The sequence below is a fragment of the Stenotrophomonas sp. 62841_Sma genome, from assembly GCF_056482945.1.
This window is the reverse complement of the sequence record NZ_CM151224.1, coordinates 1,688,521-1,713,902: the sequence shown is the minus strand read 5'-3', so window position 1 is coordinate 1,713,902 and position 25,382 is coordinate 1,688,521. Positions and strand designations below refer to the sequence as shown.

Below are 25,382 nucleotides of genomic sequence, written 5' to 3'. Positions count from 1 at the left end.
GCACCGCCGCTGGTAGCATGGACCGCGATGGGGATGGGGCTCCCCCGATAACCGCCTGAGAAGGCTGATGGCTCCTGCCAGGACGAACCCGGTGTTCGTCGACGGCAGGTCGTGCCTGCCCTCGGCGTTCGCCATTGACCCTGCGAACCCGCATTCGAGGCACGCCATGCAAGCACTGAACAATTATTTCCTGGTCTTCGTCGGAGGCGGCATCGGTGCCTGCCTGCGCCATGCCTGCAACCTGATCGGCGCGCGGGTGGCCGTCGGCAGTCCCTGGCCCTGGTCGACCTTCCTGATCAACGTCAGCGGCGCCCTGCTGATGGGCGTGGTGGTCGAGGTCTTCGCGATGCGCAATGGCGCCTCGCCGCAGCTGCGCCTGCTGCTGGCCACCGGCATCCTCGGCGGCTACACCACGTTTTCCACCTATGCGCTGGAGATCGGCCTGCTGCTGCAGCGTGGCCAGCATGGGCTGGCGGCACTGTATGCCGGCGGCTCGGTGGCACTGGGCCTGGCCGGCCTGTTCGGTGGGATGAAGCTGGCCCGGCTGGTGCTCGGCTGACGCTCAGGCCGCACTGGCACGGGCCTGTCCCCGCCATTCCCGCGGCGACTGCCCGGTGTGCGCCTTGAACGCGCGCGACAGCGCCGCTTCGCTGCCATAGCCCACATCATCGGCAATCCGCTTCAGCGGCCGCCCCTGGCGCAGTGCCTGCTGCGCCAACCCCACCCGCCAGCCCTGCAGGTACTGGCCCGGCGTGGTGCCCATCGCCTCGCGGAAGCTGGCGGCGAACACGCTGCGTGACATGCCGGCCACTTCGGCCAGGTCTTCCAGCGTCCACGCCTGCGCCGGCGCTTCATGCATCGCCACCAGCGCCAACCGCAGCCGCGGATGACCCAGCCCGGCGAACAGGCCGCCACGCATCTCGCCGCCTTCCATCAGCTGACGCAGCACCTGGATCATCACCACCTCGAACAGCCGGTTGACCATCGCCGCCCGCCCGCAACGCTGCTCGAACGCTTCTTCGAACAGCAGTTCCAGCGCCGCGTTGCCGCCATACAGATCGGCCAGCGGCAGGCAGATGAAATCAGGCAGCGCGGCGCTGATCGGATTGAGCCGACCGCCCTCGAAATGCAGGTTGGCGCAGGCCATGTCGGCGCCCTGCTGCGGGTCGGTGCTGAAGCGATGCGGCATCGGCCGCGGATACAGCAGCAGGCTCGGCACTTCGACCTGCACGGTCTGCTGCCCGTGGCTGACCTGCACCGGCCCGCGCCGCACCAGGTGCAGCTGACCCGCCTCGTCTTCGCCCTCCAGCGTGTTGATGCCGCACAGCGCACCGGCATGGAATACCGAGGCGGTCACCGCAAAACGTTCAAGCAGTATGGCGAGACGGTCGACCATGACGGGACTCCGGGTCAAGCGAGGCGAGCTCAATGCGACAGATCGTATCGGAATCACCACCGAAATGGTCGACTGAACGCCGCCCTCTCCGCGCCCTCAAGCATCCTGTGAATGGCGGATCACCACGAAGCCCTCCTCCTGCGCAGGTGCCACGAAGTGACGGGTGATCTGCTCGAAGGCTTCGTCGCTGGCCTGGAACGGGTGCTCACCGCGCGCGTTACGGGCATGCAGCCGCGCCTTGCAGATGGCGTCGGCAACATCGAGAAAATGCAGCTGGTGGGCAACACCGGCCGACTCGAACAGTTCGCGGCCCCATGCACGGGCGGCCGGCGTGTTGAACGGAACGTCGAGCACGACTGAAACGCCGGCCTGCAAGATCGCGCATACATGCTGCATCAGCGCTCCGCGCAGCGCGGCCGCGCGCTGCAGGTAATCGGCAACGGAATGGATCTGGTCGGGATACAGCGCGGCCAGCCAGGCGTCCTCGCTGATCAGCACATGACGTGGCTGCGCCGCCAGCTGCTGCGACAGGGTGGATTTGCCGGCACCGATCTTGCCGCACACCAGGTGCAGGGTCGGCGCATTGTCGGTCGATGAAAGATGATGCATCTGCGTTCTCCTCGATGGATTCCAGTACCCGGGAGAGCGCCGCATGCAACCCGCCTTCCCGGGCGGGTTGCATGGCCGTGGCGACCGCGCGCTATCCCGCCTTCCCGTGGGGAATGCGGATAATCGACGCGGTGCTGTGCAGGACCATGCCGCCAGCGTAGAGCGCAGCCTGGCCGGCGGGCAATCCCCTGCGGCAGTGCAGCGCGCGCAAGGTTTTGCGGGGATCTATGCTCGGCGCGATTCCCGCATGGAATGACCACGATGCGACCCTTGCTTCGATGCGCCCTCGCCCTCGGCCTTCTGCTGCCTGCGGCATCGCTGCTGGCTGCGCCCCCCACGGCACCACGCATGCTCAGCGGTGAGCTGCAGGGCGCACCCTGGCGCCTGGACGTGCCGGCTGACTGGAACGGCGACCTGGTGATGCTGGCGCACGGCTACGAGCCGGTGGGCGTGCCACGCACTACGCCGATGACCGCCAATGACAGCACCGCAATGCTGCTGTCCGCAGGCTACGCCGTCGCGCAGAGTGCCTACGCCAGCCAGGGCTGGGCAGTGGCCGATGCGATCACCGACATGGAGCGCCTGCGCCAGCACGCGCTGGGCGAACTCAAGCGCGTGCGCCACACCTGGCTGCTCGGATTCTCGATGGGCGGCGCGGTGACACTCGCCAGCCTCGAGCGCTTCCCGCAGCACTACACCGGCGGCGTCTCGCTGTGCGGTGCCAATCTCAGTGGCGAACAGATCGCCGCAGATCTGCTGACCACGCTGGTCGCCTTCGATTACTTTTTCCCCAACGCTGCAGGCCTGCCGGCCACCGGACTGGCGTCGCATGAAGCGGCCGTGCTGCCGCAGGGAGTGCTCTATCAGGGCATCGCCGACGCGCTGCAACGGAATCCCCAGCATGCCGACGTGCTCGCCAAGCGACTGCAGGTCGCTCCGGATGCACTGGCCGGGACAATCAGCCTGCACACGCTGGTCCTGCATGAACTGGCCACGCGCAGCGGCGGCATGCCGGCCGGCAACCTTGGTGTGGTGTACAGCGGATTCGGTGACGACGCCGCGTTCAATGCCGGCGTGCAGCGCATCGCTCCCGTGCCTGCGGCACAGGCCGATGTCCGCGCGAAGCTGGCACTTAGCGGCGCGTTGAAGCGACCGCTGGTGGTCCAGTTCAACAACAACGATCCCACCATCGTGCCGCACATGCAGGCGGTGTATCCGCAGATGGCCGCACAGGCCGGCGCGCGACCATTGCCGCGCGTGCTGCCGCCGGTGGGCGAAGGGCATTGTGGCTTCTCTGAAGCACAGGTTGTCGATGCCTTGAAGGCAATCCAGCGTTGAGCTCAACGTGTCGCAGCGCATCAGGGGCGCGCCATAAGGACTGCTATGGTGGCCGGGCCCATTGACGGGCACACAAAGGACTGACGTGATGATCAAGACGACCTTGAAGACCGTGATGTTCCTTGGCATGGCCGTGACCGGGCTGGCCTTCGCCGCAGGCCCCTGTGAATTCTGCAGCCAGCAGTACGAATATTGTCTGCGCGCAACTTCAGGTCCACTGGCCAAGACACCCGCAGAATGCCTGGCCCAGTACAAGATGTGCCGCGAAATGGATTGCCAGTCCTCCTGACCGGCATCCGGCCGGCTCCTGCGGGAGCCGGCTCAGCCGGCCACGCTGCCAAACGCTTACGATGCAGGAACCCGCGCAGCATCTGCCGCCTCCCCTCCCTGCTGACACAACGCATACGATGGCCTTCTTCGAACGACTGAGCGACACCCGCTACCTGCCGACCGAACACACGGGCGGCGCCTGGAACATCCGCGAACAACACATCGCACCTGCGATCGGGCTGCTGGCGCACCACCTGGAACGCGACGCCGCAGCGCGTGGGCACGGTTTTCTGATCGCGCGCCTGTCCTACGACATCCTCGGCACCATTCCGATCGAAGCGATGGAGGCCGACGTACAGGTGCTGCGCGGTGGTCGCACCATCGAACTGGTCGAAGCCACGCTGCGCCATGACGATCGCCCGGCGCTGCGCGTGCGTGCATGGCTGATGCGCCCGAACGATACGCAGGCCATCGCCGGCACGCCGATCACCGGCATTGCGCCGCCGGAATCAATGCCCGCGTGGGACCCAGGTACGGTCTGGCCAGGTGGTTTCATCAAGAGCGTGGAGATCCGCCGACATGATCAGGGGCCCGGCCGTGCCACCTACTGGGCGCGCGCGAAGCACGCGCTGCTGGACGGCGAGCCGGTCAGTCCGCTGGCCCGTGCCGCCACCCTGTTCGATCTGTCCAATGGCATGGCCGTGCGCGCCGATCCGAAGGAGGTCGCCTTCCCCAACCTCGATCTGACCGCGCACCTGTTCGGCATGCCCGAAGGCGAGTGGCTGGGCTTCGACACGTCGGTGTCGTTTGGCCACCAGGGTCTTGGCTTGACCAGCACCGTGCTGCACGATGCGCGCGGTCCGATCGGCATGCTCGGCCAGGCACTGACCGTACGCCCGTGACCCCAAAGGGCGGCGTCAGCCGCCCAGCGTACCCATGGTGAAGGTGTAGCCGGAGCTCATCAGGAATTCGCGCATGCGCATCTCCGCGCGCCGCGGTGAGGCGAGGTTGGCCGGTGCATACAGCGCGTAGACCACGCCCGCGCCTTCGATGGCTTCACGCCGCACGCCACAGTGGCGGGTCTCCGAAGCAATCACCCATCCATCCTTCAGCCGATCCGGTCCGATCGACTGGCCGTTCATCAGGCGGAACGTCAGCCAACGTACTTCCACAGAAGATTTGCTCATTGCCGGCATACCGCCAGCGTGCCGCGATCGTTCATGTCCTTGCTCGCCATTGCAGCTCCCTAAGACTTGGAACTCGACCATAGCGCCTTGCCATGTCGTGGGCGAATGAGACTGGAGGGGCCCTTATGTCGCCAGGCCGAACCGCGTCCACAGCGCTTCGCGCCCCGGCTGCGTCAGGCGCAGTTCGCGTCGACCCTCAACCCGCCGAAGCCAATCGTTCTTCACGAAGCTGTCCAGCATCGCCTCGCCGACCAGCCCGGCCAGATGCGGGCGCCGCTCGGTGCAGTCCAGGCATCCTCGGCAGTAGCGCGCAGGCTTGACCGTCACGGGAAGCCGCAGCAGCTCAGCCAGCGGCTGGCCGAGCTCCTGCAGGAACGCTGCGCCCTCCACACTCACCTGCCAATGCGCTTGGTGCGGGACCAGGTGCCCTGCCTGCAACAAGCGGTCGGTGATCGCCACCGCATGCACACCGGCCAGATGCCGGTAGCAGGAACGCGCCTGGCGCAACGCCGGCATGCTGCGTGATGCCTCAGCGGTGCAGGACGGCGTGCGGTCCGCAACGCGCAGGATGCCCTCCAGCATGTCGGCGACTTCATGCGAGGCCAGCCGGTGATAGCGATGGCGCCCCTGCGCGACAGCGACCAGCAGGTCGCCCTCGACCAGCCTGCGCAGATGCGTGCTCGCCGTCTGCGGTGTTACCCCAGCCACGCGTGCCAGCTCCGTCGCGGTATACGCACGCCCATCCATCAACTGCAGCAGCATGGATGCGCGCGCCTGGTCGCCAACCAGGGCACCGACGCTGACAAGGGAACCGGAGGTGTGGACCATGCCCGCATTGTGGCACGCCGTTGCAGGCCGACAGTTCGATGCAGGCCGAAGCATCGGCACCCGCTGCCACGGCACAGTGGCCACCCCGATAGTGCAAGGCCTGCCGTGAAAACCGCTCCGATTCCCCGCCGCTGCATCACCCCTTCGGTCCTGTACCCGGGCACGCCTGTGCTGCTGATGACCACGCTGAACGACGACGGCAGCAGCAACATCAGTCCGTTGTCTTCGTTCTGGGCCCTGGGCAACCGGGTAGTGCTGGGCCTCGGCGTGCAGGGTCAGGGCTATCGCAACCTGCAGCTGCGCAACGAGTGCGTACTGAACTTCCCATCCTCCGCGCAGGCCGCACAGGTCGAGGCCATCGCGCGCGCGACAGGCTGCGACCCGGTGCCCACTGCCAAACAGGCGATGGGCTACGTGCACGTCCGCGACAAGTTCGCGCTGGGGGGCTTCAGTGCGGTCGCCTCGACGCACGTCGCACCAGAGGCGATTGCCGAGTGCCCGCTGCAGGTGGAAGTCAGCGTGATGGCGATGCACCCGCCCGGCGAGGATGACGGTCAGGGCTTCGTGATCGTCGAAGGACGGATCCGTTGCGTGCATGCGCACGAAGCGATCACCGTGGCTGGCACCCAGCACATCGATGTCGCCCACTGGAAACCGTTGATCTATCTGTTCCGCCACTACCTGAGCGTGGGTGAACCAGTCGGGCGCAACTTCCGCGCGCAGACTCCGGTCCACGATCCGGCGTAGAGCGGGTGATTCAAGGTGCCGGCGATGGTGGGTGGCTGGTCACTGAAATCCAGTACGACACCATGTCCACATAGCGGCCGTCGCGCTTCACCGCGCGCGGCTCGACGCCGGATTCGGTGAAACCCAGCGATTCATACAGCGCGCGCGCGGCGGCGTTGTCCGCCAGCACCGTGAGAGTGAGCGATTCGACGCCTTCCGCGCGCGCAGCCGCGAACGCGGCAAGAAGAAGCTGACGGGCGATACCCTGGCCTCGATGGCCAGCACCCACATGGACACTGTGCACTTCCGCCGTATGCCGTCGCGCCATCCGCACCGGGCGTACGTAACGCAGGAAACCCACCAGCATGCCGTCCACGAATGTGCCGAAGTAGCGCGTACCAGGATCGGCAAGCTGGGCGCGCATCACATCCGCCGAGTCATTCTGTGCCTCGGCCAGCGTGGACAGGAACGCAGCGGGCGACTCACGAAGCGCCTGCAACCGTGCCTGCCAGAGAATGTCGGCGTCGTCAGCACCGAGTTGCCGGATAAGCATGCGACAAACCTGTGAGCTTGTTGATGCACAGGTGCCCAGCCTAGCGCGGGTTCGCCTGATACGGCGTGCATGCAAGAATGAAGTCAGCTCCTTCTTCATTCTCCGCCATGACTGAACTGCAGATTCCCCGCGTTGGATGCGGCGCCGTCGTCCGTGATGCCGACGGCCGCATCCTGCTGATCCAGCGCGGACGCGATCCGGAGCGCGGGCACTGGGGCCTGCCCGGCGGCAAAGTCGACTGGATGGAAACGGTGGAGGCTGCCGTGGTCCGCGAAACTCGCGAGGAGACGGCGTTGGAAGTGACGCTGCTGCGCCTGCTGTGCGTGGCCGATCATTTCGAGCCGACACTTGCGCAGCACTGGGTCGCGCCGATCTTCGAGGCTCGGGCACCTGCCGGTGCCGAGGCCTCCATCCAGGAGCCGGGTGTGCAGACAGGGCTGGGCTGGTTCGCGCTGGATGCGCTGCCCCAGCCACTGACCCAGGCCACGGTGCAGGCGCTGGCCAGGCTGTAGCGGATATCGATCCGGACGCAGGTTAGCTGGCATCCAGACAAACAAAAAAGCCCTGACCGGAGTCAGGGCTTTTCAATTGGAGGCCTCAAGCGGAATCGAACCGCTGTAAACGGATTTGCAATCCGGTGCATAGCCACTCTGCCATGAGGCCAACGTACTGCGCGCCAGGAACGGAGCCCTGACAAGACAAAACCCCATGATGGGGCCTGTCGGAACATGGAGCGGGAAACGAGACTCGAACTCGCGACCTCAACCTTGGCAAGGTTGCGCTCTACCAACTGAGCTATTCCCGCATAAGCCGCCATGGTACCGGAAATCCGGAACACACACCAGCGATTTCACTTTTCTGACTGCGCGTAAAGCCTTGTGGCCCAACGTGCCCCGCCTTGCCGTGGCGGGAGAAAAACAAGGCCCCTACCGGGGCCCTGTAGAATCTGGAGCGGGAAACGAGACTCGAACTCGCGACCTCAACCTTGGCAAGGTTGCGCTCTACCAACTGAGCTATTCCCGCAGATTCCGTTCGACCTGCGTCGAAGGAGCGCTATTGTGTCCAAATTCCTTCACGCCGTCAACAGTCTTCACACGATGCGGTCATGGGCGTCCGCACTGGGGTACGCTGCCCCGCCCAGCCCTGTGCGCCCATGTTCCTTCGCGGCAAGCCCCTGTTGATCGCCCTGCTGCTGCATCTGGTAGTAGCGCTGCTGTACTGGGCACTGATTCCGCTGGGAATGAACTGGTATCGCGACAATTTCGGCTTCACCTCGCATCGCGACATCGGCCTTGGCATCGCCCAGTTCTATCTGTTCCATATGTTCCTCGGCGCCCAGCCACTGATTGCGGTGCTGCGGCCGCTGTTCGCCAAACTGTTGGTGCTGGCGGTTCCGCTGACGTTCGCGACCTGGACGCTGATGCACAACCACCCGCTGCGCCTGCTGTACTTCACTGTCGGGCCTGGCCTGCTGGCGCTGGCCGCGATCGCGACATCGGTGTGCTATGCATCACGCAGCCGCCTGCCCGCTACCATGGACACCGCCGATGCCTAGACGTTACATCCGCCTGTTCTGGTTGCTGGTCGCGCTGACCTGGCTGGCGCTGATCGTCGCGCTGGTCAATGCCGGCTTCACCCCGGACTACTGGTTGCTGCACCGCCTGGAAGGCGCCGAGCTGCCCTACCCGACCAGCACTGTCATCGTGTTCGCGTTGCTAGGCACGGTTGAACTGGTCGTGGCCGCCTTGATCGTGCGGCCATGGAAACTGAAGCGACTGTGGCTGCGCCTGTTGATTGCCTTCGTTCTGCTGCTGGCGTGGTCGGTACCGTGGATGCTGTCGGCCATGCATCAGCCACCGGTGCACGGCATGCACCTGCTGTGGTTGCTGCTGCTGGACGTGGGACTGCTGCTGACGCTGTGCGTGGTGTCGGCGGTGAGCGCATGGCGGGCGCTCAGGCGAGCTTCTTCCAGCAACTCCGACTGCCGGTAGTCGAAGATGCTGAATCGCGAATGCGAGGCCACGCCCGCGCGCCTCTTTTCAGATTAGTTGCATAGCCTCAAGGTAGATCTATGACAGACAGTATCTGACCCGAGGTCTCCAGCACTGGCAGCGTTCCGATTGACCATGCCCAGCAGTGACCTCCTGTCGAGTCAGGACCGTCCATGCAGCAATCGAGCCTTTTGAATTCTGCCCCCCTCAGCAACGTAGAAGTTGACGCACTAGAAAACGTAATACCAGCTGCGATTCGCGACCTGCTGATCCGTCGCGGGCGATCAGTCTTCAGAGGCGGCCGCATCCAGCTATGCCATCCGCAGGATCTCGCAATGGTGATGGAGCTGGCGTTACGGCACGATCCGGATCTCGCTCCAGAGGACACACTCGCCTACGCTTACTCTGCGTTCGGCACCATCTACTTCGTGCATACGCAGTACGGTCCGGGCCAGATCGATCTCTTGAGCGGCTCAGTCCTCTGCAGGCGATTGACGGAGGACAGATTCTCGCCAGGTGATATCGGCGGAGATGCAACTTCCGTCTTCCGGCTCCCTGAAGAGAGGTTGGACTTGGTCGACAAAGACGGCCATCCAATGTTCGATGCAGCAGTGCTGGCGCAAGGCCCCTTGGGTGTAGGACATTGCTACGGATTCTTCCCTGCACTCGGATTGGGAGGCGTCGCGCAACTGGACTCACTGCAGGTGGTTGAGGCACCCGTGCACTTCTCGATACTGGCCCAGCTTGTCGAGTTCCAGCTCTTCCGTGAAGCGTCGCATGGCGAACTCGTCGCCGTCATGCGACAACCGCCCGTACCGACACCCGAGGAAATCGTTGCTCACCTTTCTCCGGAATGCCCCTTTCAGGTCGTCCGATACGCCGACATAAAGGCTGAGGTACCGCAGGACTCAACATACGCACCAGAGCACTACGTCTGGGGTGATCCCGATGAGTTGGTTCTCCTAGTTGATGGCGATCTCAAGCTGGACACACTGGATCTCGACGACCCGCTGGCCCCGTGGCGGGAAGAGGATCTTGGTGCGTACATCCGTTTCATTCTGGTTCGCGGCAATGCAGAGATCACACGCCATGTTCACAGCCTTGAAACCGACGGCGCATGCGGACTGCTTGTCTCGGGCGACCTGACGACAACCAATGCCATCGTCGGCGGACAGGAAATCCGCGTAGGCGGCAACCTACGGGTCCGCGAGCTGTTCTGGGGCGACTACAACCATGGGGAACTGCACGTCGTTGGGAACACCGAGGCAGCGGCTCTCATTCAAACCGACTACTCCATGCAATTCGATGGCTCGGTTCACTGCGTGCGTCGGATGGACGACGAAGCCATCACTGACGACGGAATTGAGCAGATCATCGAACCCGACTGTCTGTCACGCGAATCCGAGGATCCGGACAGCTTCTGGTCATTGGACGCGGGAGCCATGCTGGAAAGGCTCACTGCTGGAAAGAGCGTCATCCGTGCGGAGGGCCTGTCAGCGCCGGACCCGCTGCTATGCACAGTGAATCTGTTTGGCGACGGCACTATCAGTCCAGACAACTTCCTGCGGATCTGCGCCGAAGACATGCTTCCGATGAACATCTGCGGCTATGATTTCCATCGTGACGGCCTCTCACTTCAAGTACGAGCGGACATCGAGGATGCTGGCGCCCCCTCTTACATCATGCAGATGGAAGACCCATCAAGGAATATCGCCGCACGCTTCGTCATGGAGCGGGTTGAGACATCTGTCGGAATAATTGATCGCCTCAAGGGACGAAGGCCCGAGACTGGCTGGGGTCTCTGGAATTACATCTGCAGTGATGTCAATAGCGACCAGAGCGAATGGGCGCGAGTGGAAGCGCATGAGATCCCGCCCGCCCACGTTTCACTCGTCCTAAAAGCCTGGCAATTTCTGCAGGAAGGGGCGTCCAGCCGCCATTGGACCGCGGAGATCATTCCAGCGAGCGAGATCAAGGATCTTCTTGCGCTGGAGATCTGCAAGCCCTACGACAACTATGACGATGATGACCGTTGCGGATTCTGGATCGGTCACTGTCATGCGGCATTTCGCCAACAGGAGCAGGGACCAGATTCAGTGGAGCCCACACTTCGCCTGTCTCGCGAACTGAATCAGCCTGACGGCACGAGCGTGATCGAGAGCTATTACTTCGACGTTGAAACCTGCATGGATGGCAATGAGCGCGTCCGAATCCGCTACAAGGCCGACCAGGATCTGGAGGACTCTCCGGCTCAGCTGGATCCCGTTGGAGGAGCTGAACTGGCAGGCGCACTGCGTGTCTACAAGCGTGGCGCGAGGGAAATGCGCAGTGCGAATGCTGACCTGCTGAGCGGAGAAGCCCCGTACTTCGCGAGAGATGATGCGTTCGCGATGAACTTCTGGAAGCGGCAGGGTTACCTGACCCAGTAGATGAAATCCTCTTCCCAGCCCCCTGCAGCATCAAGAGGCTTCTGGCAGTTCGCACTGGTTGTGTGGCTGCTGCTGGTTGCCGCGCTCATCCATGCCGGCTTCAAGCCAGACTACTGGCAACTGCGTCACACCGAGTCCGGGACGCTGCCCTATCCCATCGGCTCGGTGATCACATTCGCGCTGATCGTCCTCGTGGAAATGACAGCGCTGGGCCTGGCTGTGCAGCCATGGCGGTTCCGCCGCCTGTGGCTGCGGATCCTGATCAGCCTCATTCCATGGCTGGGGTGGAACGTCCTATGGGGCTTGGCTGCCATGCATCAATCCCCCGTGCGCGACGTCCATTCGAACTGGCTGCTCGGCATGAGCGCCCTCCTGCTGCTTGCACTGCTCGTGGTTGTGCCGGCCTCACTCTGGCCTAGCCTGCGACGTTGGCTCGAGAACTGAGGCCCGCGCCCTAATTCCGGAACTCCACCCGCACATGCTGGCCGAAGCGCGCCTTGGCCGCGCCGTCGAACTCCAGCACGCACTCCACCACCTTGGCCACGCCCCGCCCGGCATCTTCAGGCAGGCGCGCCTGCGCGAACACCGGACTGATGCGCACCACGCGCGCGGGTGGCAGTGAGCCGGTGTTCTCGGCGCCATCGCTGTCCGGCACGACGGTGGCCTTCATGCCCACCTGCACGGCATCGGCATAGGCGGCGCTCAGTTCTGCACGCACCTGCAGCGGGCGTGCCGGCAGCAGCGAGATCGCCGGCTTGCCAGCCTGCACGAAGGCGCCGAGGCCCGGCACCTGGCCGACCACGGTGCCGGCTTCCGGCGCGCTCAGCGACATCTGCTGCAGTTTCAGTCTGGCGTGCTCCAGCTTGTGCTGGGCCATGTCGACCTGCGCACCGGCCACATCGACATCGGCACGTACGCCGGCCAGCTGCTGCTTGGCCGCATCGGCCTGCTGGTTGGACGACACGCCTTCGCTGGCGCCGGTGGACAGCCGGGTGGCGTTGCGCTCCAGTTCGCGCAACTGCGCCTGGCTGCCCTTCAGGCGGTCGTTGGCCAGGGCCAGATCGGCGGTGGCCATCGCCACTTCCTGCTGCAGCAGGGCGCCATCCAGCGACAGCAGCAACTGTCCCTTCTTCACCGTCGCACCCTCCTTCACCGGCGCGGCGGTGATCGAGCCATCCACTGGCGGCGCCAGCGCGATCAGGCCACCCTCGACGTCGATGATGCCGCGCGCGACCGCAACCTTGCCGGCGGTGGCAGTGCTGGATTTACCTGCAGGTGCATGGGCAGGCGCGTCCTTGGAACAGGCGCCGAGCAGCAGCGCCGCGGACAGTACCAGGCTGAAGGGAAGCAGGTGCAACGTCTTGGTCATGGGGCGGACTCTACAGTTTCGTTCTGGCGGCGGTCATCACGGACCATGCCGTCTTCCATGGCGATCACCCGATCCGCATGCCGGATCAGGCGTGGATCGTGGCTCACGCACAGCACGGTGGCGCCATGCGCACGTGCGTAGCGATGCAGGATGTCGATCACGCGCTGGCCGTTCTCGGCGTCCAGCGCGCTGGTGGGTTCGTCGGCGAAGATCAGCGTCGGCGACTTGGCGAAGGCGCGCGCAACGGCCACGCGCTGCTTCTCACCACCGGACAGCTGCGCCGGTCGCATGTGGCTGCGGTGGCTGAGGCCCACCTCGTCCAATGCCTTGCGGGCCAGCGGTTCGCTTTCGCGATTGCTCATGCCGCGATAGCCCAGCGGCAGCTGCACCTGTTCCAGTGCGGTCAGTGCGGGGAACAGATTGAAGCCCTGGAACACGAAGCCGACATGGTGCAGGCGGAAGCGCTCCACTTCACTGCGCGTCATGTGGCCCACATCCTGCCCGAGCGCGTGCACGCGACCGCCATCGGGCGACGACAGGCCGGACAGCAGCGACAGCAGCGTGCTCTTGCCACAGCCGGACGGGCCCGATACCAGGGTCAGTTCACCGGGATAGATGTCCAGTGACAGGCCACGCAGCACCGGCACCTGCACGTCGCCGGACATGAAACCCTTTTCCAGTGCGTCGGCCTGCAGGGTCGGGGCGACGGCGCGTATGGAAGTCATCGGCTGGTCCTCAACGCAGCAGCAACGATGGATCGGAGCGGACGACACTGCGTACTGCCATGATGCTCGACAGCATGGCCATCACCGCGACCAGTGCCACGCAGCCGATGATGACCATCGGCGTCAGCTGCACCGGCACGCGCTGAGTCTGTGCGATCAACAGCACGACGGTGCTGAACGCCGCCGCCAGCAACATGCCCACGCCACCGATCAGCAATGCCTGCTCGAACACCACCCGCGCCAGCGCATAGCGTCCGGCACCGAGTGCGTTGAGCGTGGCGTACTCGCGTACCGAACCAGCCACCACCGAAGCGAACGACTGGTTGGTGATCACCGCGCCGACGAAGCAGACGATGACGGCCATGAACAGCACTGCGATGCCGGCACCGGTATCGAACAGCCAGTATTGCTGCGAGCGGCTGGCGAACTCCGGTGCGGTCCAGAACTCGACCGGCGTGGCCTGCCCCATCGACGCGGCCAGGCGGTCACGCACGCCGTTAGCCAGGCCCGGCGAGCGCAGTCCTGCCACGAAATAGGTGCTGCCCTCATGTGGGTCTGTACCGGCAATGGCGCGCGCGGTATCCAGCGACGCCAGCACGTTGACGCCACCGAGGCCACGCAGGCCCGGTTGTGCCGCGACCACGCGCACTGCCTTGCCATTGATCCACGCACGGTTGTTCTGCAGGTCCACGCCCAGCGTATCCAGATCGGCGCTATCGACGATCACCGCACCGGGTTCGCGCAGCTGCGCGCGCAGGTCGGCGGGCAGGATGCGCGCGAACATCATCGCGTCGCCTTGGGTGGAGATGCCGGACAGATACACAGACACGTTACCGGTACCCTGCGCGCTGGAGCGCCATTCGCCATCGACCCACTCGTAGGGTTCGACGCGGGTGACATCCGGGTCCATGCGCAGGTGGCTTTCCACATCCGCACTGATTGCATGGCCGTAGTTCACGCTCTGGGTGCCGGGGAAACCGGCCCAGATATCAGCCGACGATGCCTTCACGTAGATCGCGGCGGTACCGAAGATACCCAGCACCAGCGCCGCCTGCACGATCAGCAGCACGCCAGCGAAGCACATCGCCAGCACTACCGGCAGAAACCGGCGCCACTCATAGGCCAGGGTCTTGCGGGCCAGCGCGATCATTGCTGTTCGCCCTCACCCTCAGCCGGCAGCGGTGCACCGCCAAGCGCGCGGTACAGCGAAGCAAACGCGAGCACGCGTGCGCCCTGCGCACCGATCAGATCAGCCTGCGAGGCGAGCGCGGCACGCTGCGTGTCCAGTCCATCGAACTCGCTGGACAGGCCCAGCTGCACCTGCCGCGCTTGGCGCTTGACCTGCTGGCCGGCGGCATCATTGGCCGCACGCAGCGACTGGATGCTGCTGTCCTGGCGCGCCAGGCTGCCCAGCGCGCCCTCCACTTCGCTCACGCCTTCCAGTACCGCCTTGCGGTAACCGAGCAGTGCAGCATCCAGCTGCTTTTCATCGGCATTGAAGCGCGCACGACGCTGGCCCCAATCCCACAGCGGGATATCGACGTACGGGCCGATCGACGGACTGGAATCGGAGTTGGAGCGGGCGTTCTGGGTGAGGTTGTAGGCGTACAGGATCGAGCCACCAAGACTGACCCGCGGATACATCGAGGCACGTGCGGAGCCCTTGCTCGCCGCAGCCTGCATCACTTCAGATTCGGCCAGCAGAATCTGCGGGCGGTGGCGCAGCAGATCGGCCGGTACCTGCTGCAGGGAGAACGTGCCCAGCTTCGGCGGCGAGCGATAGGCGCGCCAAGCCGGATCCGGGCCATCACGGCCCAGCAACAATGCCAGCGCACGGGCGGCGTTGTCGGCGTTTTCCCGGGCTTGTGCGATGGCGGCGTGGGTGGCGGCCTGGCGTGCACGCAGGCGATCAAGTTCGCCGGGCTCATCCAGGCGCAGGCGCTGGCGGACCAGGGCCAGGTGCTCGCCGCGGTCATCCACCGATTGCTGGCGGGCCAGCAGGTCCTGCTGGGCCTGTGCAACGGTCAGGTCCAGATAGCTGCGCACCACGTCGGCAATCACCGCCACCTGCGCGGCATTGCGCAGCGCCTCGGCATTGCCGGCCGAAGCCTGCGCGCTCAACTGCGCGCTCTCGGCGGCACCGAACAGGCCCAGGTCCCAGATCGCTTCGATGCCGGCATGGAAGTAGGTATCGACGGCGGCGGCGTCCTGCACCTGCTTGGCGCTGGCCGAGATTTCCGGCAGGAAACGCGAGTCGGAAGTGCCGGCGACGATCCGAACGGCCTGCAGGCGCAGCGTAGCCTGCTGCAGGTCCAGATTGCCGGCGATGGCCTGGTCGACCAGGCCATCCAGTGCCGGGTCGGACAGCACTTTCCACCACTGTCTGGCATCCACTGCCACGCCCTGGCCCTGCGGCACCTGGGTCCAGGTGCTGGGCGTGCGGTCAGGCAGGTCCGGAACAGGCACCGACATGCAACCGGCCAGGGCCAGGCTTGCCAACAACGCACCAGGGCGCAGCACTGCATGCAGGGAGAGTCGGTGCCCGGCCTTGGGCACTGCCACTGAAGTGATACGCCTGACCACCAGCCCGCCAACGTGTAGAAGGAGCATGAAGGCTACCGTGCGATTGTGGAGCGAACATGGAGAAATCGTCCGAAAAAGGTCACAGCACGCGTGCGGTTCAGGCAACGCCGACCCAGTCTTTCACTACGCTTTCAATGCGTTCCCGGCACGGAACACTGGACGACTTTCACAGCGTATTGCACATTGCGGCATTGTCTTGCTTCGATGCTGCCCGACCGTGAAACGCCCTCGCCGCTGGCTACTGATTGGCTCGATCACGACAGCGACTGTCGGTGTGATCGTGCTCGTCCTGACCACCCCACTGGTCTCGAACGCCACGCTGCTACTGATGGAGCGCAGCAACTTCATCCCTCGTGAATCTTCGATCTTCACGTTCGAGCCATATGCCATCAACCAGGGCTCGTCGAACTACTGGTTGTACGGAAAGGACCGGACCTACTACTACCACTTCACCTACGAAGATGACGCTCCCTACGTCTACATCCCGCAGGACAACCGCTGCCCCGGTTTCCACCGGCAGGATGCCCGGACTTGGTGCAGCGCCCTGCCCGGCTAGGCACGCTAGCGCGGCGGTGGTGCAACCGGTGTGACAAACGAAAAACGCCCCCTTGCGGGAGCGTTTTTCTTGAATCTGGAGCGGGAAACGAGACTCGAACTCGCGACCTCAACCTTGGCAAGGTTGCGCTCTACCAACTGAGCTATTCCCGCAGATTCCGTTCGACCTGCGTCGAAGGAGCGCTATTGTGTCGATATTGCTGCACGGCGTCAACAGGAATTTTCGCGTGCATTGTGGGGCGGCGTTCAGGCCCCTGCGCCCGGGCCTCAGGTCCGCAGGCCAGGCCGGACTTGCCGCAGCAGAGCCACGTTCTCGTTGATACGCCCTTGGATCATGCTCAGGGTGTCTTGAGCAATAACGCTTGAATACATGCCGTTGGCGATTTCGGTGAATTGGCTGGCCACCTCGCAGATGCTGTCAATCGCCAGACTGGCGTCACCCTGCTGCACTTCTGCTTCCTCGGCAAGCCGAAGCATGTCAGCACGGGAAATCGCCAGTGCCTCCCCCATGACGTCCATCTGGTGATATCCGTTGGGTCCTTCGCAGAAGGTCACGTCGTAGGCCGGGGCCAAGCGCCATTGCCCATCCGGCGACATGATGTAGGCAAAATTCTTCGGATGGTCGTCCCGGTTGTTGAAGGCGACGTTGAAGACCGCACGCTCGAAGGCCACGGCCATTTGCCGCACGTCATTGGTACACAGCTGGGTCGCGCGCAGGAAGTTGACATAGTCCAAGGACCCCGCCGTCTGGTAGTTGGCGCCCGTGAATGCGGCAAGACTCTGCATGGGTACACGCAACCCATCGTGGCGATCAAAGCGCTTGCTGGCGAACGCGGCCAGCCCATTGGGCAGGCTAAAGTACTGCGTGTCCGGGGTCTCGATGCCGCACCTGCGCAAGCACTCGGCGTAGACCATTTCGATGGCGCACACCTCGGCATGCTCTTCTCTGGCCGGGAACTTGACCAGCCAGGCTTCGAACCCTGGCTCGGCGGCCGTGGTGAACCCACCGAACTGCGGATCGCGATAGACAAGTGCCTTGGGCCTTGCACCTTGGGGTGAGCCGCCCACCAGCAGCAAGGTCTGCAGAAATTCGCCACCTTCTCCCCGGAGCACCTCCTGCACTTCGGCGGCAAGCTGCTCCAGCGGGACGTGGACCTGCGGCGCCTCGCCCTCGGGTGCCACAGGTTCAAACGTCATGGCCCCCATCGCGTTGCCACCGATGCAGGCCAAACGCTGGAGCGGGCCGATGCGTGCTGTGCTGATCCTTCGGCGCCTGAACATGCGGTCCATCAGCAGCATGCCCCAGCCGTCTGGCAAGGCGTCATACACGGGCCCGGGCAGTTGCAGTTGATGGTCCGGAAAATCCCGCCGCAACGGAGGGCCGGCCAGCGGCAGCTTGTACGAAGACAGCTCCAGCCCCCTTTGCCTGGCCTCGTTGCTGTACTCGAACGCGATCAGCGGGCGACCGGTCAGGGCGGTGGTGGAGACCAGCGTTCCCCAGAGCCATCGCTCTCCCCACCCCTCGTAGAAGACATTCACTTGCTCAGGCATTGCGGGGCTTCCTCTTCGTCCGGAGGCGATTCGCGGCCTCTTCGTAGCGCCGAATGTCTTCGATGCTGTCCAGCTTTGGCTGGAACAGGCCTTCGAGTTCGTTGATCCGACCAAGGACCATCGCCACGCGGACCACCGCCTCGAAGCCAACATTGCGCCCGGCCTCCAGGTTGGACACGGTGTTGGTCCCAATGCCGGCACGCCCGGCCAGATCCGACTGTGTCATACCCAACGCCATGCGCTGTGTGCGCAAGCGCTCGCAGAGTCGCTTGACGACCTCGCCGGGCTTGCTGAAGCCCAAATCCAACATAGCGCTCACCACCCTCTTCCCATGCCAGTTGTCACCCAAATTATAGGATCGGCACCACCCCTGTTCAATGAATTTAATTCCCTAATTTTGTGGCTTATATGCGTATTTGCGTAAATAAATACAGAATCACGGAATTAGATGGCCATCGAATTGCGAATCACGTGCGCAGGCCACGACGGTGGAAGTAGACCTGCTCAGCGATGCGCCGCGTGGCCGCCGTATGCAGCAGTGCGTTGAGCGGCCAGTCGGCCTGCAGATGATCCATCGCCCAGCGCAGCAGGTACTTGCCATGGAATGCCGGCGCCACCTGCCGCGCCACCCGTTCCGCTTCCGGCCCTTGCCCACGTAGATGGCGGGCAATCGCCTCGCCGACCGCCCAGCCGTGCCGCCACGAGGAATGGATGCCTCCGGCGGACAGTGGTGAGACGATGCCCGCCGCGTCGCCGGTCAGGATCAGCCGTTGGCCGGTGATCGGCCCATCCGGCCGGCCGCAAGGCACCAGGCCGGCACGGGTAGCCGAGGGGCGCGCCGAAGGCGGAATGCCGACCACATCGCGCACGTGCTCAAGAAAGCCATCGATGTCCGGCGGCCGTACCTGTTGCGGATCGTGACGCAGCGCCAATCCCACCTGCAGGCCGGTTGGATTCTGCGCGACCCAGCCGATGTAGCCCGGTGCAAAGCGCTTGCTGACGAAGCAATGCAGTGCGTCGCCCTGCGGCAACTGCAGACCGGCGAACTCACGTTCGACGCCGTAGAGGTTGTCAGGCACCTTGCCGAGCCCGGTGCGCTGGGCAACGCGTGAGCGTGCACCATCGGCACCGACCAGGTAGGCGCACCGCCCTGCCCCTTCCACCAGCCAGCCATCGCCACTGCGCCGGGCGTCGGTGAAGGACTGCTGCAGGCGCAGGTCCACGCCATTCGCGCGCAGCTCGCCGGCCAGCCAGCGCATCAGGTTCGGCGTATCGGTGGTGAGGAAGTAATAGCCCGGTGCTGCCAGCAGCACGCTGCGCAGGTTCGGCGCATACAGACGCACATTGGCAACGCGTTGCACCAGGTGTTCCGGCATTCGCCCCAGCCAGGTCTGCTCCATCACCTCCTTCACCACGATGCCGGTGGTGTGCAGGCGCTCGCCAGGGTCGGCTTTGCGTTCCAGCACGCAGACGCGCAGACCGTACTGCGCGGCGGCCAAGGCGCAGGCGGCACCAGCGAAACTGGCGCCGACGATGACCACATCGTGGTCGTAGGCGGAGGATTGATGAAGCATCGCGGCGTCACCCTTGGAACGAAGGATGCAGCATCCAACCTTCATGTGGTGGGGCGATGGGGCGACGGTGAAGTGGCAATGAAGCGCGTTGGACGCAAACGAAAAACGCCCCCTTACGGGAGCGTTTTTCTTGAATCTGGAGCGGGAAACGAGACTCGAACTCGCGACCTCAACCTTGGCAAGGTTGCGCTCTACCAACTGAGCTATTCCCGCTTGGGAGGCGAAATTTTACCTATTCCAAGAATGGCGTCAAGCGCTTTTTCTCAGGGTCTGCGTGGCACCTTGCATTGCGTATCCACGCATGGCGTGGATCTACCATGGCATCCCCGCAAACCGATGGATCCGCATCATCCGTCGATGCGGCATTTCCAGTAGATCCACGCCATGCGTGGATGGGGCATTACCGTAGATCCGTCCAGCGCGTCGAGTAGATCCACGCCATGCGTGGATAGACGCATCGATGGGGTCAGAGCCCTTTCCTGCAGAAAGGGATCCAACCCCGGGGCTCAGTTGCCCAGCTTCTTCTGCCGCGCACGCTCGCGCGCCGCGCGCTCGTCATCGCGCAGGCTCGGCCAGGCGGCGTGCAGGTACTGCAGGCCCGACCACAGGGTCAGCACCGCGGCGATCGCCAGGGTCCAGTCGCCGATGTGGAACACCGGCCAGCCCATCCAGATGTCTTCCACCGGCACGTTCGGTGCCACCGAATACAGCAGGCAGAGCAGCGCGACCATCTGCGCCGTGGTCTTGACCTTGCCGATCATCGCCACGCGCACCTTGGCGCGCTGGCCGAGTTCGGCCATCCATTCGCGCAGCGCCGATACCGCAATTTCACGGCCGACGATGACTGCCGCCCAGAACGCCATCCACGGCGTCGGGTGACCCTGCACGATCAGGAACAGCGCCACCGCCACCATCAGCTTGTCCGCGACCGGGTCGAGGAAGGCACCAAAGGCCGATTCCAGCTGGTAACGGCGTGCGATCCAGCCATCGAGCCAGTCGGTGATCGCGGCCAGGCCGAAGATCGCCGCCGAAGCGAAGTTGGTCCAGGTGTAGGGCAGGTAGAACACCAGCACCAGCACCGGGATCATCACGATCCGCAACAACGTCAGCCAGGTGGGCAGGGTCAACTTCATGCTTGCGTGCTTCTCTCTCTACTCGGCCGCATCAGGCGTGGCCAACCCGTGCAGGTTAGCGTAGATACGTGCCGCGAGGGCGTCATTGATACCTTCCACCTTGGCGATTTCCGCTTCGCCAGCGGCTTTCAGGCCCACCAGGCCGCCGAAATGCTTGAGCAGGCTGGCGCGGCGGCGCGGCCCGATACCAGGGATGTCCTCCAGCTTGCTGGTCATCCGCGCCTTCTGGCGGCGGCCGCGGTGGCCGGTGATGGCGAAGCGGTGCGCCTCATCGCGCACCTGCTGGATGAACTGCAGCGCCGGATTGGCCGCGCCCGGGCGCAGCTCGCGGCCATCGGGCATCACCAGCGCTTCGTGGCCGGCGCGGCGTTCCACTCCCTTGGCCACGCCCACCAGCAACACGCCTTCCACGCCCAGGTCGGCCAGCGCGGCCTGGGCCTGGGCCAACTGGCCGGCGCCGCCGTCGATCAGCAGTACGTCCGGCAGCACGCCCTGCTCTTCCACCGCACGGCGGAAACGGCGGTCGATGGCCTGGCGCATGGCGGCGTAGTCGTCGCCCGGCTCGATGCCGCTGATGTTGAAGCGGCGGTACTGCGCGCGCACCGGACCGGCGGCGTCGAACACCACGCATGAGGCCACGGTGGCCTCACCCATGGTGTGGCTGATATCGAAACATTCAACACGCTTGACCGGCTCGGCCAGGCCCAGCATGTCGCGCAGTGCATCGCTGCGCGCGTGCTGCGCGTTGCGGCTGTTGAGTTCGGTCGCCAGGGTCAGCTGCGCGTTGCGGCTGGCCAGTTCCACATAGCCGGCGCGTTCGCCGCGCACGTTCCACTTCAGCTGCACCTTGCGCTCGGCTGAGGCTGACAGCGCGGCCACCAGCAGGTCGGCATCGGGAATCTCGCGGTCCAGCAGGATCTCGCGCGGCGGCTCGAATTCGATGTAGTACTGCGAGACGAACGCGGCCAGCACTTCCTCCGGGCTTTCTTCACCGTTGGTGCGTGGGAAGAACGGGCGGGTACCGAGGTTGCGGCCATCGCGGAAAGCCAACAGCAGCACGCAGGCCTGCGAACCCTGCATGGCCACGGCCAGCACGTCCAGGTCGGCGGCGCGGCCATCCACGTACTGGCGGGTCTGCATGCTGCGCAGTGAGGAGATCAGGTCGCGCAGGCGCGCGGCCTGCTCGAACTCCAGTGCCTCGCTGGCGGCCTGCATCTGCTCGCCCAGTTCGCGGGTCAGCTCGTCGCTCTTGCCTTCCAGGAACAGTGCGGCGCGACGCACCGATTCGGCGTAGTCCGGCGCCGGCACCAGCTCCACGCAGGGCGCGCTGCAGCGACCGATCTGGTACTGCAGGCACGGCCGCGAGCGGTTGCGGAACACGCTGTCCTCGCAGCTGCGCAGCTTGAACAGCTTGTGCATCAGGTTCAGCGTTTCGCGCACGGCGGTAACGCCGGGATACGGCCCGAAGTAGCGGCCGGGAATGGCGCGCGGGCCGCGATGCAGCGCGATGCGCGGCCAATCCTCGCGGGTCAGCAGCACATGCGGGTAGGTCTTGTCGTCGCGCAGCGAGACGTTGTAGCGCGGCGACAGCGACTTGATCAGCTGGTTTTCCAGCAGCAGCGCCTCGGCTTCCGAGCGCGTCACGGTCACGTCCATGCGCGCGATCTGCGAGATCATCGACATGATCCGCGCGTTCTTCGGGCTGCCGTTGAAATAGCTGCCGACACGGTTGCGCAGCGCGCGCGCCTTGCCCACGTACAGCAACGTGTCGTCGGCGGCGTACATGCGGTACACGCCAGGGGCGGTACTGAGCTGGGCCGCGAAGGCCTTGCCGTCGAAGGCCGGGGCGGGAACGTCTGTCATTCGCTGATCGGGACTTCGCTGAGCACGCCGCTATCCGGGTCGAATCGCAGCACGGCATGGGCGTCGGTCTCGGCGATCCACACCGCACCGGCGCCTACCGCCAACCCCGCCGGGCCATGCAGGCGTCGTGGCAACGGCTGGGTGGTCAGTTCGCCACCGCCCAGGCGCAGCGTGCGCAGGCGGCCGTTGCCGGTATCGGCAATCCACAACAGCGGCGCATCCGGGCTGAGCGCGATCGCCTGTGGGAACTGCAGGCTGGCGTCCGAACGCGGACCGTCTTCGCTGCCGAAGCGCCACGGCCCCTGCCCGACCAGGGTCTGCACCAGGTCGCCACGCAGCTGCAGTGCACGCACTGAAGATCCCAAGGCATCAGCCACGTACAGCACCTGCTGCACCACGGCCAGCGCAGTGGGTTGGGCGAAGGCGGCCAGATGCCCGCTGCCATCACGCTCGTCGATGGAACCACTGCCCGCGCGCCATTGCAGGCTGCGCTGGCCCAGGTGGTAGCTCCAGATGCGGTTGTCGCCAGCCATGGCGATGTGCAGCTGGTTGTCGGCAATGGCCAGGCCGACAGGATGGTCCAGCGCAACCTGCCGCGCCTGCGCGACCGGGCCTTCCATCGGTGCACCGGGACGGCCGTTGCCGCACAGGGTATCGACGATCCCGGTCAGCAGGTTGATACGGCGCACCGCGTGGTTGCCGGTGTCGGCGACGTACAGCGAATCGCGCTCCAGCACCAGCGACTGCGGGCGGTGGAACGCGGCTTCGGCGAGGTTGCCGTCCATGAAATCGGCGGTGCCCAGCCCGAACTGGCGAAGGATGCGGCCACCATGGCTGCATTCGAGGATGCGGTGATGGCCGCTGTCGGCGATGTACAGGCGTTCGGTGCTGACCGCCAGGCCAAGCGGGAAGCGCAGCGCCTGGCGGGGTTCCGGGTGCAGTTCGCTGCCGCCACGCGGCGGCGCCGACGGTGCGCCTTCGCACAGCGCGTTCAAGGCACGCTCCAGCTCACCGGGTGCACCCTGCCCGACCAGCCGTTGCTGTTCGCGGCCCTGCGCATCCAGCAGCACCAGGGTCGGCCAGGCGGTGATGCCGAAGCGGCGCCAGCCATCCCAGTCGGCATCGAGCAGGACCGGCATTGTCAGGCCCTGGCGACGCAGCAGCTTCAATGCGGCGCCGGCCTCGCGTTCGAAATCGAAGCGCGGCACCTGCAGCACCAGCGGCTGCAGCTTGCCGGGGTGGCGCGACAGCCATTGGCCGAACTCGGCCAGGCGTTGCGCGCTCCAGGCGGAAGCGGCGTTGACAAACAACAGCGCCACCGGCCGACCGCGCAGTTCGGTCAGGGTGCAGGGGGTGGCGTTGAGCCAGGTGGCGAACTCGGGCAGGTCCGGGACGGGCTGGACGTTCATGGCCCGATTATGCCGGAGTCGGCGTCATGCAACAGTCGTGCCACGGCACGTTTTGCAGCATCGTCGACCAATGTCCAGACCTGTTCGAAATGCTCACTGCCGCCGGTGTACGGGGCCGGGATCGCACCCCTGCCCTGCCCGCCGGACCACGGCAGGTACAGCGCCAGGCGTTCGCGCTGGGCGGGTGTGGCCAGGCGACCCGCATCGCGCAGGTTGGCCTCATCGGCGCACAGGATCCAGTCGAAGCGGTCGAAATCCGCGACCTGCAGCTGGCGCGCGCGCAGGCCGCCGATGTCCACGCCATGCCCGGCCGCGCAGGCGATCGCTCGCCGGTCCGGTGGCTCGCCCACATGCCAGTCGCCGGTGCCGGCCGAATCGACCTGCACCCGACCAGCCAGCGGCGAGGCGTCCAGGCGCGCGCGCAGCGCACCTTCGGCCATCGGCGAACGGCAGATGTTGCCGAGGCAGACGACCAGCAGCTTCATCGGGCAGCCAGCGTCTGCAGCAATGCTTCGGCGCGTTCCAGGTCCTCGGGCGTGTCGATGCCCGGCGGGAACGGTTCGGGCGAGATCGCCACGCTGATCGGGAAACCCGCTTCCAGCACGCGCAGCTGTTCCAGCGATTCGATCTGCTCCAGCTGGCCCGGCGGCAACGCCGCGAACTGCTGCAGGAAACCGGCGCGATAGCCGTAGATGCCGATGTGGCGCAGCCAGTTGTGACCGGCCGGCAGCGTGTCACGGCTGCGTGCAAAGCCATCGCGGTGCCAGGCGATCGGGGCGCGGCTGAAGTACATCGCCTCGTTGCGCACGTTGCGCACCAGCTTCACCACGTTCGGGTCGAACAGGGTATGCGCGTCTTCGACGGTCGTGGCGAGGGTCGACATCGGCGCATTGCCTTCAACCAGTGCCTGGGCCACCGCGCGGATACCCGCCGCCGGCGCGAACGGCTCGTCGCCCTGCAGGTTGACCACGACGGTGTCATCGGCCCAGCCGGCGATGCGCGCGCACTCGGCCAGGCGGTCGGTGCCGGACGCATGCGAGGTCGCAGTCATCGCCACCCTTACTTCGGCCAGCCCGGACAGTGCGTCGGCAATGCGTTGATCGTCGGTAGCGACCCAGACCTCGCCGGCACCGGCCTGCAGCGCGCGACGCGCCACGTGCAGCACCAGCGGCTCACCGCCCAGCGGGCGCAGCGGCTTGCCCGGCAGCCGCGAGGCGGCATAGCGGGCCGGGATGGCGACGACGAATTCGGTCATGGGGCGGTACTCGGCAGGCTCGTTACAACGGGAATGCG

General features: G+C 65.2%; 28 protein-coding genes, 5 tRNA genes and 1 riboswitch. Of the genes, 11 read left to right on the top strand and 22 right to left on the bottom strand.

Translation table 11 applies throughout. The features are described 5' to 3' along the window. The first annotated feature begins 20 nt into the window (after positions 1–20). Positions 21–84: riboswitch (Fluoride riboswitch) on the top strand. 82 nt (positions 85–166) lie between these two features. Continuing rightward, positions 167–559 carry a fluoride efflux transporter CrcB gene (crcB, locus tag ACZK5G_RS08060; RefSeq protein ID WP_049452795.1) on the top strand — a complete coding sequence of 131 codons (393 nt, stop codon included), beginning with the start codon at positions 167–169 and terminating at the stop codon, positions 557–559. 3 nt (positions 560–562) lie between these two features. On the opposite strand, the gene ACZK5G_RS08055 is transcribed toward crcB, so the two are convergent. Together ACZK5G_RS08055 and ACZK5G_RS08050 are read right to left on the bottom strand one after the other, a co-directional pair. Next, positions 563–1,396 carry an AraC family transcriptional regulator gene (locus ACZK5G_RS08055; protein WP_032128928.1) on the bottom strand — a complete coding sequence of 278 codons (834 nt, stop codon included), beginning with the start codon at positions 1,394–1,396 and terminating at the stop codon, positions 563–565. A 96-nt stretch (positions 1,397–1,492) separates the two neighbouring features. Continuing rightward, positions 1,493–2,005, bottom strand: a complete 513-nt coding sequence (locus ACZK5G_RS08050; RefSeq protein WP_478465956.1) for a P-loop nucleotide/nucleoside kinase family protein — start codon at positions 2,003–2,005, stop codon at positions 1,493–1,495. A 261-nt stretch (positions 2,006–2,266) separates the two neighbouring features. Between ACZK5G_RS08050 and ACZK5G_RS08045 the strand changes: the two genes are divergently transcribed. The 3 genes from ACZK5G_RS08045 to ACZK5G_RS08035 all read left to right on the top strand — a co-directional run bounded on the left by ACZK5G_RS08045 (position 2,267) and on the right by ACZK5G_RS08035 (position 4,515). Continuing rightward, on the top strand, positions 2,267–3,343 hold the full coding sequence (locus ACZK5G_RS08045; protein WP_478465954.1) for an alpha/beta hydrolase family protein: 1,077 nt from the start codon (positions 2,267–2,269) through the stop codon (positions 3,341–3,343). A gap of 88 nt (positions 3,344–3,431) precedes the next feature. Further along, positions 3,432–3,632 carry a hypothetical protein gene (locus ACZK5G_RS08040; RefSeq protein WP_032128925.1) on the top strand — a complete coding sequence of 67 codons (201 nt, stop codon included), beginning with the start codon at positions 3,432–3,434 and terminating at the stop codon, positions 3,630–3,632. A 118-nt stretch (positions 3,633–3,750) separates the two neighbouring features. Next, a complete protein-coding gene (locus ACZK5G_RS08035; protein WP_049461945.1) occupies positions 3,751–4,515 on the top strand; it encodes a thioesterase family protein in 765 nt (254 codons plus the stop codon). A gap of 15 nt (positions 4,516–4,530) precedes the next feature. On the opposite strand, the gene ACZK5G_RS08030 is transcribed toward ACZK5G_RS08035, so the two are convergent. After that, a complete protein-coding gene (locus ACZK5G_RS08030) occupies positions 4,531–4,800 on the bottom strand; it encodes a hypothetical protein (protein ID WP_032128923.1) in 270 nt (89 codons plus the stop codon). Positions 4,801–4,923: 123 nt separating this feature from the next. Further along, positions 4,924–5,628 (bottom strand): ArsR/SmtB family transcription factor, encoded by a 705-nt coding sequence (locus ACZK5G_RS08025; protein ID WP_049399948.1) that lies wholly within the window; start codon positions 5,626–5,628, stop codon positions 4,924–4,926. Positions 5,629–5,733: 105 nt separating this feature from the next. Between ACZK5G_RS08025 and ACZK5G_RS08020 the strand changes: the two genes are divergently transcribed. Beyond that, positions 5,734–6,375, top strand: a complete 642-nt coding sequence (locus ACZK5G_RS08020) for a flavin reductase family protein (RefSeq protein ID WP_478465953.1) — start codon at positions 5,734–5,736, stop codon at positions 6,373–6,375. Between the two features lie 10 nt (positions 6,376–6,385). Here ACZK5G_RS08020 and ACZK5G_RS08015 read toward each other — a convergent pair whose 3' ends face one another. After that, on the bottom strand, positions 6,386–6,907 hold the full coding sequence (locus ACZK5G_RS08015; RefSeq protein WP_478465951.1) for an N-acetyltransferase family protein: 522 nt from the start codon (positions 6,905–6,907) through the stop codon (positions 6,386–6,388). Between the two features lie 107 nt (positions 6,908–7,014). On the opposite strand from ACZK5G_RS08015, the gene ACZK5G_RS08010 reads away from it, so the two are divergent. Further along, the gene (locus tag ACZK5G_RS08010) at positions 7,015–7,419 is read left to right on the top strand and encodes an NUDIX hydrolase (protein ID WP_032128919.1); all 405 of its coding nucleotides are present in this window, start codon (positions 7,015–7,017) and stop codon (positions 7,417–7,419) included. A gap of 77 nt (positions 7,420–7,496) precedes the next feature. On the opposite strand, the gene ACZK5G_RS08005 is transcribed toward ACZK5G_RS08010, so the two are convergent. The 3 genes from ACZK5G_RS08005 to ACZK5G_RS07995 all read right to left on the bottom strand — a co-directional run bounded on the left by ACZK5G_RS08005 (position 7,497) and on the right by ACZK5G_RS07995 (position 7,930). Continuing rightward, positions 7,497–7,570: transfer RNA gene (locus ACZK5G_RS08005), tRNA-Cys, on the bottom strand. A 66-nt stretch (positions 7,571–7,636) separates the two neighbouring features. Continuing rightward, a tRNA-Gly gene (locus ACZK5G_RS08000) sits at positions 7,637–7,712 on the bottom strand. 142 nt (positions 7,713–7,854) lie between these two features. Next, positions 7,855–7,930 (bottom strand) — tRNA-Gly (locus ACZK5G_RS07995). Between the two features lie 130 nt (positions 7,931–8,060). Here ACZK5G_RS07995 and ACZK5G_RS07990 point away from each other — a divergent pair. The 4 genes from ACZK5G_RS07990 to ACZK5G_RS07975 all read left to right on the top strand — a co-directional run bounded on the left by ACZK5G_RS07990 (position 8,061) and on the right by ACZK5G_RS07975 (position 11,771). Then, positions 8,061–8,462 carry a hypothetical protein gene (locus tag ACZK5G_RS07990; protein ID WP_049463679.1) on the top strand — a complete coding sequence of 134 codons (402 nt, stop codon included), beginning with the start codon at positions 8,061–8,063 and terminating at the stop codon, positions 8,460–8,462. Further along, entirely contained in the window at positions 8,455–8,898 is a 444-nt protein-coding gene (locus ACZK5G_RS07985) for a hypothetical protein (protein ID WP_478465949.1), read from the top strand. Before ACZK5G_RS07990 ends, ACZK5G_RS07985 begins: the two co-directional genes overlap by 8 nt. 173 nt (positions 8,899–9,071) lie before the next feature. After that, a complete protein-coding gene (locus ACZK5G_RS07980) occupies positions 9,072–11,327 on the top strand; it encodes a T6SS immunity protein Tdi1 domain-containing protein (protein ID WP_478465947.1) in 2,256 nt (751 codons plus the stop codon). Beyond that, positions 11,328–11,771, top strand: coding sequence for a hypothetical protein (locus tag ACZK5G_RS07975; RefSeq protein ID WP_478465945.1), 444 nt, complete (start codon positions 11,328–11,330; stop codon positions 11,769–11,771). It abuts the gene before it with no gap. 10 nt (positions 11,772–11,781) lie between these two features. On the opposite strand, the gene ACZK5G_RS07970 is transcribed toward ACZK5G_RS07975, so the two are convergent. The 4 genes from ACZK5G_RS07970 to ACZK5G_RS07955 are packed head-to-tail and all read right to left on the bottom strand — an operon-like array spanning position 11,782 to position 16,031. Next, a complete protein-coding gene (locus ACZK5G_RS07970) occupies positions 11,782–12,696 on the bottom strand; it encodes an HlyD family secretion protein (RefSeq protein ID WP_478465943.1) in 915 nt (304 codons plus the stop codon). Next, positions 12,693–13,421 (bottom strand): ABC transporter ATP-binding protein, encoded by a 729-nt coding sequence (locus ACZK5G_RS07965; protein WP_049399942.1) that lies wholly within the window; start codon positions 13,419–13,421, stop codon positions 12,693–12,695. Before ACZK5G_RS07965 ends, ACZK5G_RS07970 begins: the two co-directional genes overlap by 4 nt. A 10-nt stretch (positions 13,422–13,431) precedes the next feature. Continuing rightward, positions 13,432–14,571 carry an ABC transporter permease gene (locus ACZK5G_RS07960; protein WP_478465941.1) on the bottom strand — a complete coding sequence of 380 codons (1,140 nt, stop codon included), beginning with the start codon at positions 14,569–14,571 and terminating at the stop codon, positions 13,432–13,434. Beyond that, complete coding sequence (locus tag ACZK5G_RS07955; RefSeq protein ID WP_478465939.1) at positions 14,568–16,031, bottom strand: efflux transporter outer membrane subunit; 1,464 nt, start codon at positions 16,029–16,031, stop codon at positions 14,568–14,570. Before ACZK5G_RS07955 ends, ACZK5G_RS07960 begins: the two co-directional genes overlap by 4 nt. A gap of 190 nt (positions 16,032–16,221) precedes the next feature. Here ACZK5G_RS07955 and ACZK5G_RS07950 point away from each other — a divergent pair, with 190 nt between their 5' ends. Next, positions 16,222–16,560: a hypothetical protein gene (locus ACZK5G_RS07950; RefSeq protein WP_478465938.1), complete on the top strand. Its 339-nt coding sequence runs from the start codon at positions 16,222–16,224 to the stop codon at positions 16,558–16,560. A 76-nt stretch (positions 16,561–16,636) separates the two neighbouring features. Here ACZK5G_RS07950 and ACZK5G_RS07945 read toward each other — a convergent pair. The 10 genes from ACZK5G_RS07945 to kdsB form a co-directional block, all read right to left on the bottom strand. Further along, positions 16,637–16,712: transfer RNA gene (locus tag ACZK5G_RS07945), tRNA-Gly, on the bottom strand. A gap of 114 nt (positions 16,713–16,826) precedes the next feature. Further along, entirely contained in the window at positions 16,827–18,110 is a 1,284-nt protein-coding gene (locus ACZK5G_RS07940; protein ID WP_049399936.1) for a type II toxin-antitoxin system HipA family toxin, read from the bottom strand. Then, on the bottom strand, positions 18,103–18,420 hold the full coding sequence (locus ACZK5G_RS07935; RefSeq protein ID WP_134950605.1) for a helix-turn-helix domain-containing protein: 318 nt from the start codon (positions 18,418–18,420) through the stop codon (positions 18,103–18,105). The genes ACZK5G_RS07940 and ACZK5G_RS07935 overlap by 8 nt, the downstream gene beginning before the upstream one ends. A gap of 157 nt (positions 18,421–18,577) precedes the next feature. Continuing rightward, the gene (locus tag ACZK5G_RS07930; RefSeq protein WP_478465935.1) at positions 18,578–19,684 is read right to left on the bottom strand and encodes an NAD(P)/FAD-dependent oxidoreductase; all 1,107 of its coding nucleotides are present in this window, start codon (positions 19,682–19,684) and stop codon (positions 18,578–18,580) included. A 137-nt stretch (positions 19,685–19,821) separates the two neighbouring features. After that, positions 19,822–19,897, bottom strand: a tRNA-Gly gene (locus ACZK5G_RS07925). 293 nt (positions 19,898–20,190) lie between these two features. Continuing rightward, positions 20,191–20,817, bottom strand: a complete 627-nt coding sequence (gene pgsA / locus ACZK5G_RS07920) for a CDP-diacylglycerol--glycerol-3-phosphate 3-phosphatidyltransferase (RefSeq protein WP_012510614.1) — start codon at positions 20,815–20,817, stop codon at positions 20,191–20,193. A gap of 18 nt (positions 20,818–20,835) precedes the next feature. Beyond that, positions 20,836–22,680, bottom strand: a complete 1,845-nt coding sequence (gene uvrC / locus ACZK5G_RS07915) for an excinuclease ABC subunit UvrC (protein WP_071228378.1) — start codon at positions 22,678–22,680, stop codon at positions 20,836–20,838. Next, positions 22,677–24,089 carry a hypothetical protein gene (locus tag ACZK5G_RS07910; protein ID WP_478465933.1) on the bottom strand — a complete coding sequence of 471 codons (1,413 nt, stop codon included), beginning with the start codon at positions 24,087–24,089 and terminating at the stop codon, positions 22,677–22,679. The genes uvrC and ACZK5G_RS07910 overlap by 4 nt, the downstream gene beginning before the upstream one ends. After that, positions 24,086–24,574, bottom strand: coding sequence for a low molecular weight protein-tyrosine-phosphatase (locus ACZK5G_RS07905; protein WP_478465931.1), 489 nt, complete (start codon positions 24,572–24,574; stop codon positions 24,086–24,088). Before ACZK5G_RS07905 ends, ACZK5G_RS07910 begins: the two co-directional genes overlap by 4 nt. Next, positions 24,571–25,344, bottom strand: a complete 774-nt coding sequence (gene kdsB, locus ACZK5G_RS07900; protein ID WP_478465929.1) for a 3-deoxy-manno-octulosonate cytidylyltransferase — start codon at positions 25,342–25,344, stop codon at positions 24,571–24,573. The genes ACZK5G_RS07905 and kdsB overlap by 4 nt, the downstream gene beginning before the upstream one ends. Positions 25,345–25,382 lie beyond the last annotated feature (38 nt).

Excerpts from the sequence above, each read along its gene's own strand:
- crcB (WP_049452795.1), top strand. The coding sequence starts at position 167 with ATGCAAGCACTGAACAATTATTTCCTGGTCTTCGTCGGAGGCGGCATC.
- ACZK5G_RS08055 (WP_032128928.1), bottom strand. The coding sequence starts at position 1,396 with ATGGTCGACCGTCTCGCCATACTGCTTGAACGTTTTGCGGTGACCGCC.
- ACZK5G_RS08050 (WP_478465956.1), bottom strand. The coding sequence starts at position 2,005 with ATGCATCATCTTTCATCGACCGACAATGCGCCGACCCTGCACCTGGTG.
- ACZK5G_RS08045 (WP_478465954.1), top strand. The coding sequence starts at position 2,267 with ATGCGACCCTTGCTTCGATGCGCCCTCGCCCTCGGCCTTCTGCTGCCT.
- ACZK5G_RS08040 (WP_032128925.1), top strand. The coding sequence starts at position 3,432 with ATGATCAAGACGACCTTGAAGACCGTGATGTTCCTTGGCATGGCCGTG.
- ACZK5G_RS08035 (WP_049461945.1), top strand. The coding sequence starts at position 3,751 with ATGGCCTTCTTCGAACGACTGAGCGACACCCGCTACCTGCCGACCGAA.
- ACZK5G_RS08030 (WP_032128923.1), bottom strand. The coding sequence starts at position 4,800 with ATGAGCAAATCTTCTGTGGAAGTACGTTGGCTGACGTTCCGCCTGATG.
- ACZK5G_RS08025 (WP_049399948.1), bottom strand. The coding sequence starts at position 5,628 with ATGGTCCACACCTCCGGTTCCCTTGTCAGCGTCGGTGCCCTGGTTGGC.
- ACZK5G_RS08015 (WP_478465951.1), bottom strand. The coding sequence starts at position 6,907 with ATGCTTATCCGGCAACTCGGTGCTGACGACGCCGACATTCTCTGGCAG.
- ACZK5G_RS08010 (WP_032128919.1), top strand. The coding sequence starts at position 7,015 with ATGACTGAACTGCAGATTCCCCGCGTTGGATGCGGCGCCGTCGTCCGT.
- ACZK5G_RS07990 (WP_049463679.1), top strand. The coding sequence starts at position 8,061 with ATGTTCCTTCGCGGCAAGCCCCTGTTGATCGCCCTGCTGCTGCATCTG.
- ACZK5G_RS07985 (WP_478465949.1), top strand. The coding sequence starts at position 8,455 with ATGCCTAGACGTTACATCCGCCTGTTCTGGTTGCTGGTCGCGCTGACC.
- ACZK5G_RS07980 (WP_478465947.1), top strand. The coding sequence starts at position 9,072 with ATGCAGCAATCGAGCCTTTTGAATTCTGCCCCCCTCAGCAACGTAGAA.
- ACZK5G_RS07975 (WP_478465945.1), top strand. The coding sequence starts at position 11,328 with ATGAAATCCTCTTCCCAGCCCCCTGCAGCATCAAGAGGCTTCTGGCAG.
- ACZK5G_RS07970 (WP_478465943.1), bottom strand. The coding sequence starts at position 12,696 with ATGACCAAGACGTTGCACCTGCTTCCCTTCAGCCTGGTACTGTCCGCG.
- ACZK5G_RS07965 (WP_049399942.1), bottom strand. The coding sequence starts at position 13,421 with ATGACTTCCATACGCGCCGTCGCCCCGACCCTGCAGGCCGACGCACTG.
- ACZK5G_RS07960 (WP_478465941.1), bottom strand. The coding sequence starts at position 14,571 with ATGATCGCGCTGGCCCGCAAGACCCTGGCCTATGAGTGGCGCCGGTTT.
- ACZK5G_RS07955 (WP_478465939.1), bottom strand. The coding sequence starts at position 16,031 with ATGCTCCTTCTACACGTTGGCGGGCTGGTGGTCAGGCGTATCACTTCA.
- ACZK5G_RS07940 (WP_049399936.1), bottom strand. The coding sequence starts at position 18,110 with ATGCCTGAGCAAGTGAATGTCTTCTACGAGGGGTGGGGAGAGCGATGG.
- ACZK5G_RS07935 (WP_134950605.1), bottom strand. The coding sequence starts at position 18,420 with ATGTTGGATTTGGGCTTCAGCAAGCCCGGCGAGGTCGTCAAGCGACTC.
- ACZK5G_RS07930 (WP_478465935.1), bottom strand. The coding sequence starts at position 19,684 with ATGCTTCATCAATCCTCCGCCTACGACCACGATGTGGTCATCGTCGGC.
- pgsA (WP_012510614.1), bottom strand. The coding sequence starts at position 20,817 with ATGAAGTTGACCCTGCCCACCTGGCTGACGTTGTTGCGGATCGTGATG.
- uvrC (WP_071228378.1), bottom strand. The coding sequence starts at position 22,680 with ATGACAGACGTTCCCGCCCCGGCCTTCGACGGCAAGGCCTTCGCGGCC.
- ACZK5G_RS07910 (WP_478465933.1), bottom strand. The coding sequence starts at position 24,089 with ATGAACGTCCAGCCCGTCCCGGACCTGCCCGAGTTCGCCACCTGGCTC.
- ACZK5G_RS07905 (WP_478465931.1), bottom strand. The coding sequence starts at position 24,574 with ATGAAGCTGCTGGTCGTCTGCCTCGGCAACATCTGCCGTTCGCCGATG.
- kdsB (WP_478465929.1), bottom strand. The coding sequence starts at position 25,344 with ATGACCGAATTCGTCGTCGCCATCCCGGCCCGCTATGCCGCCTCGCGG.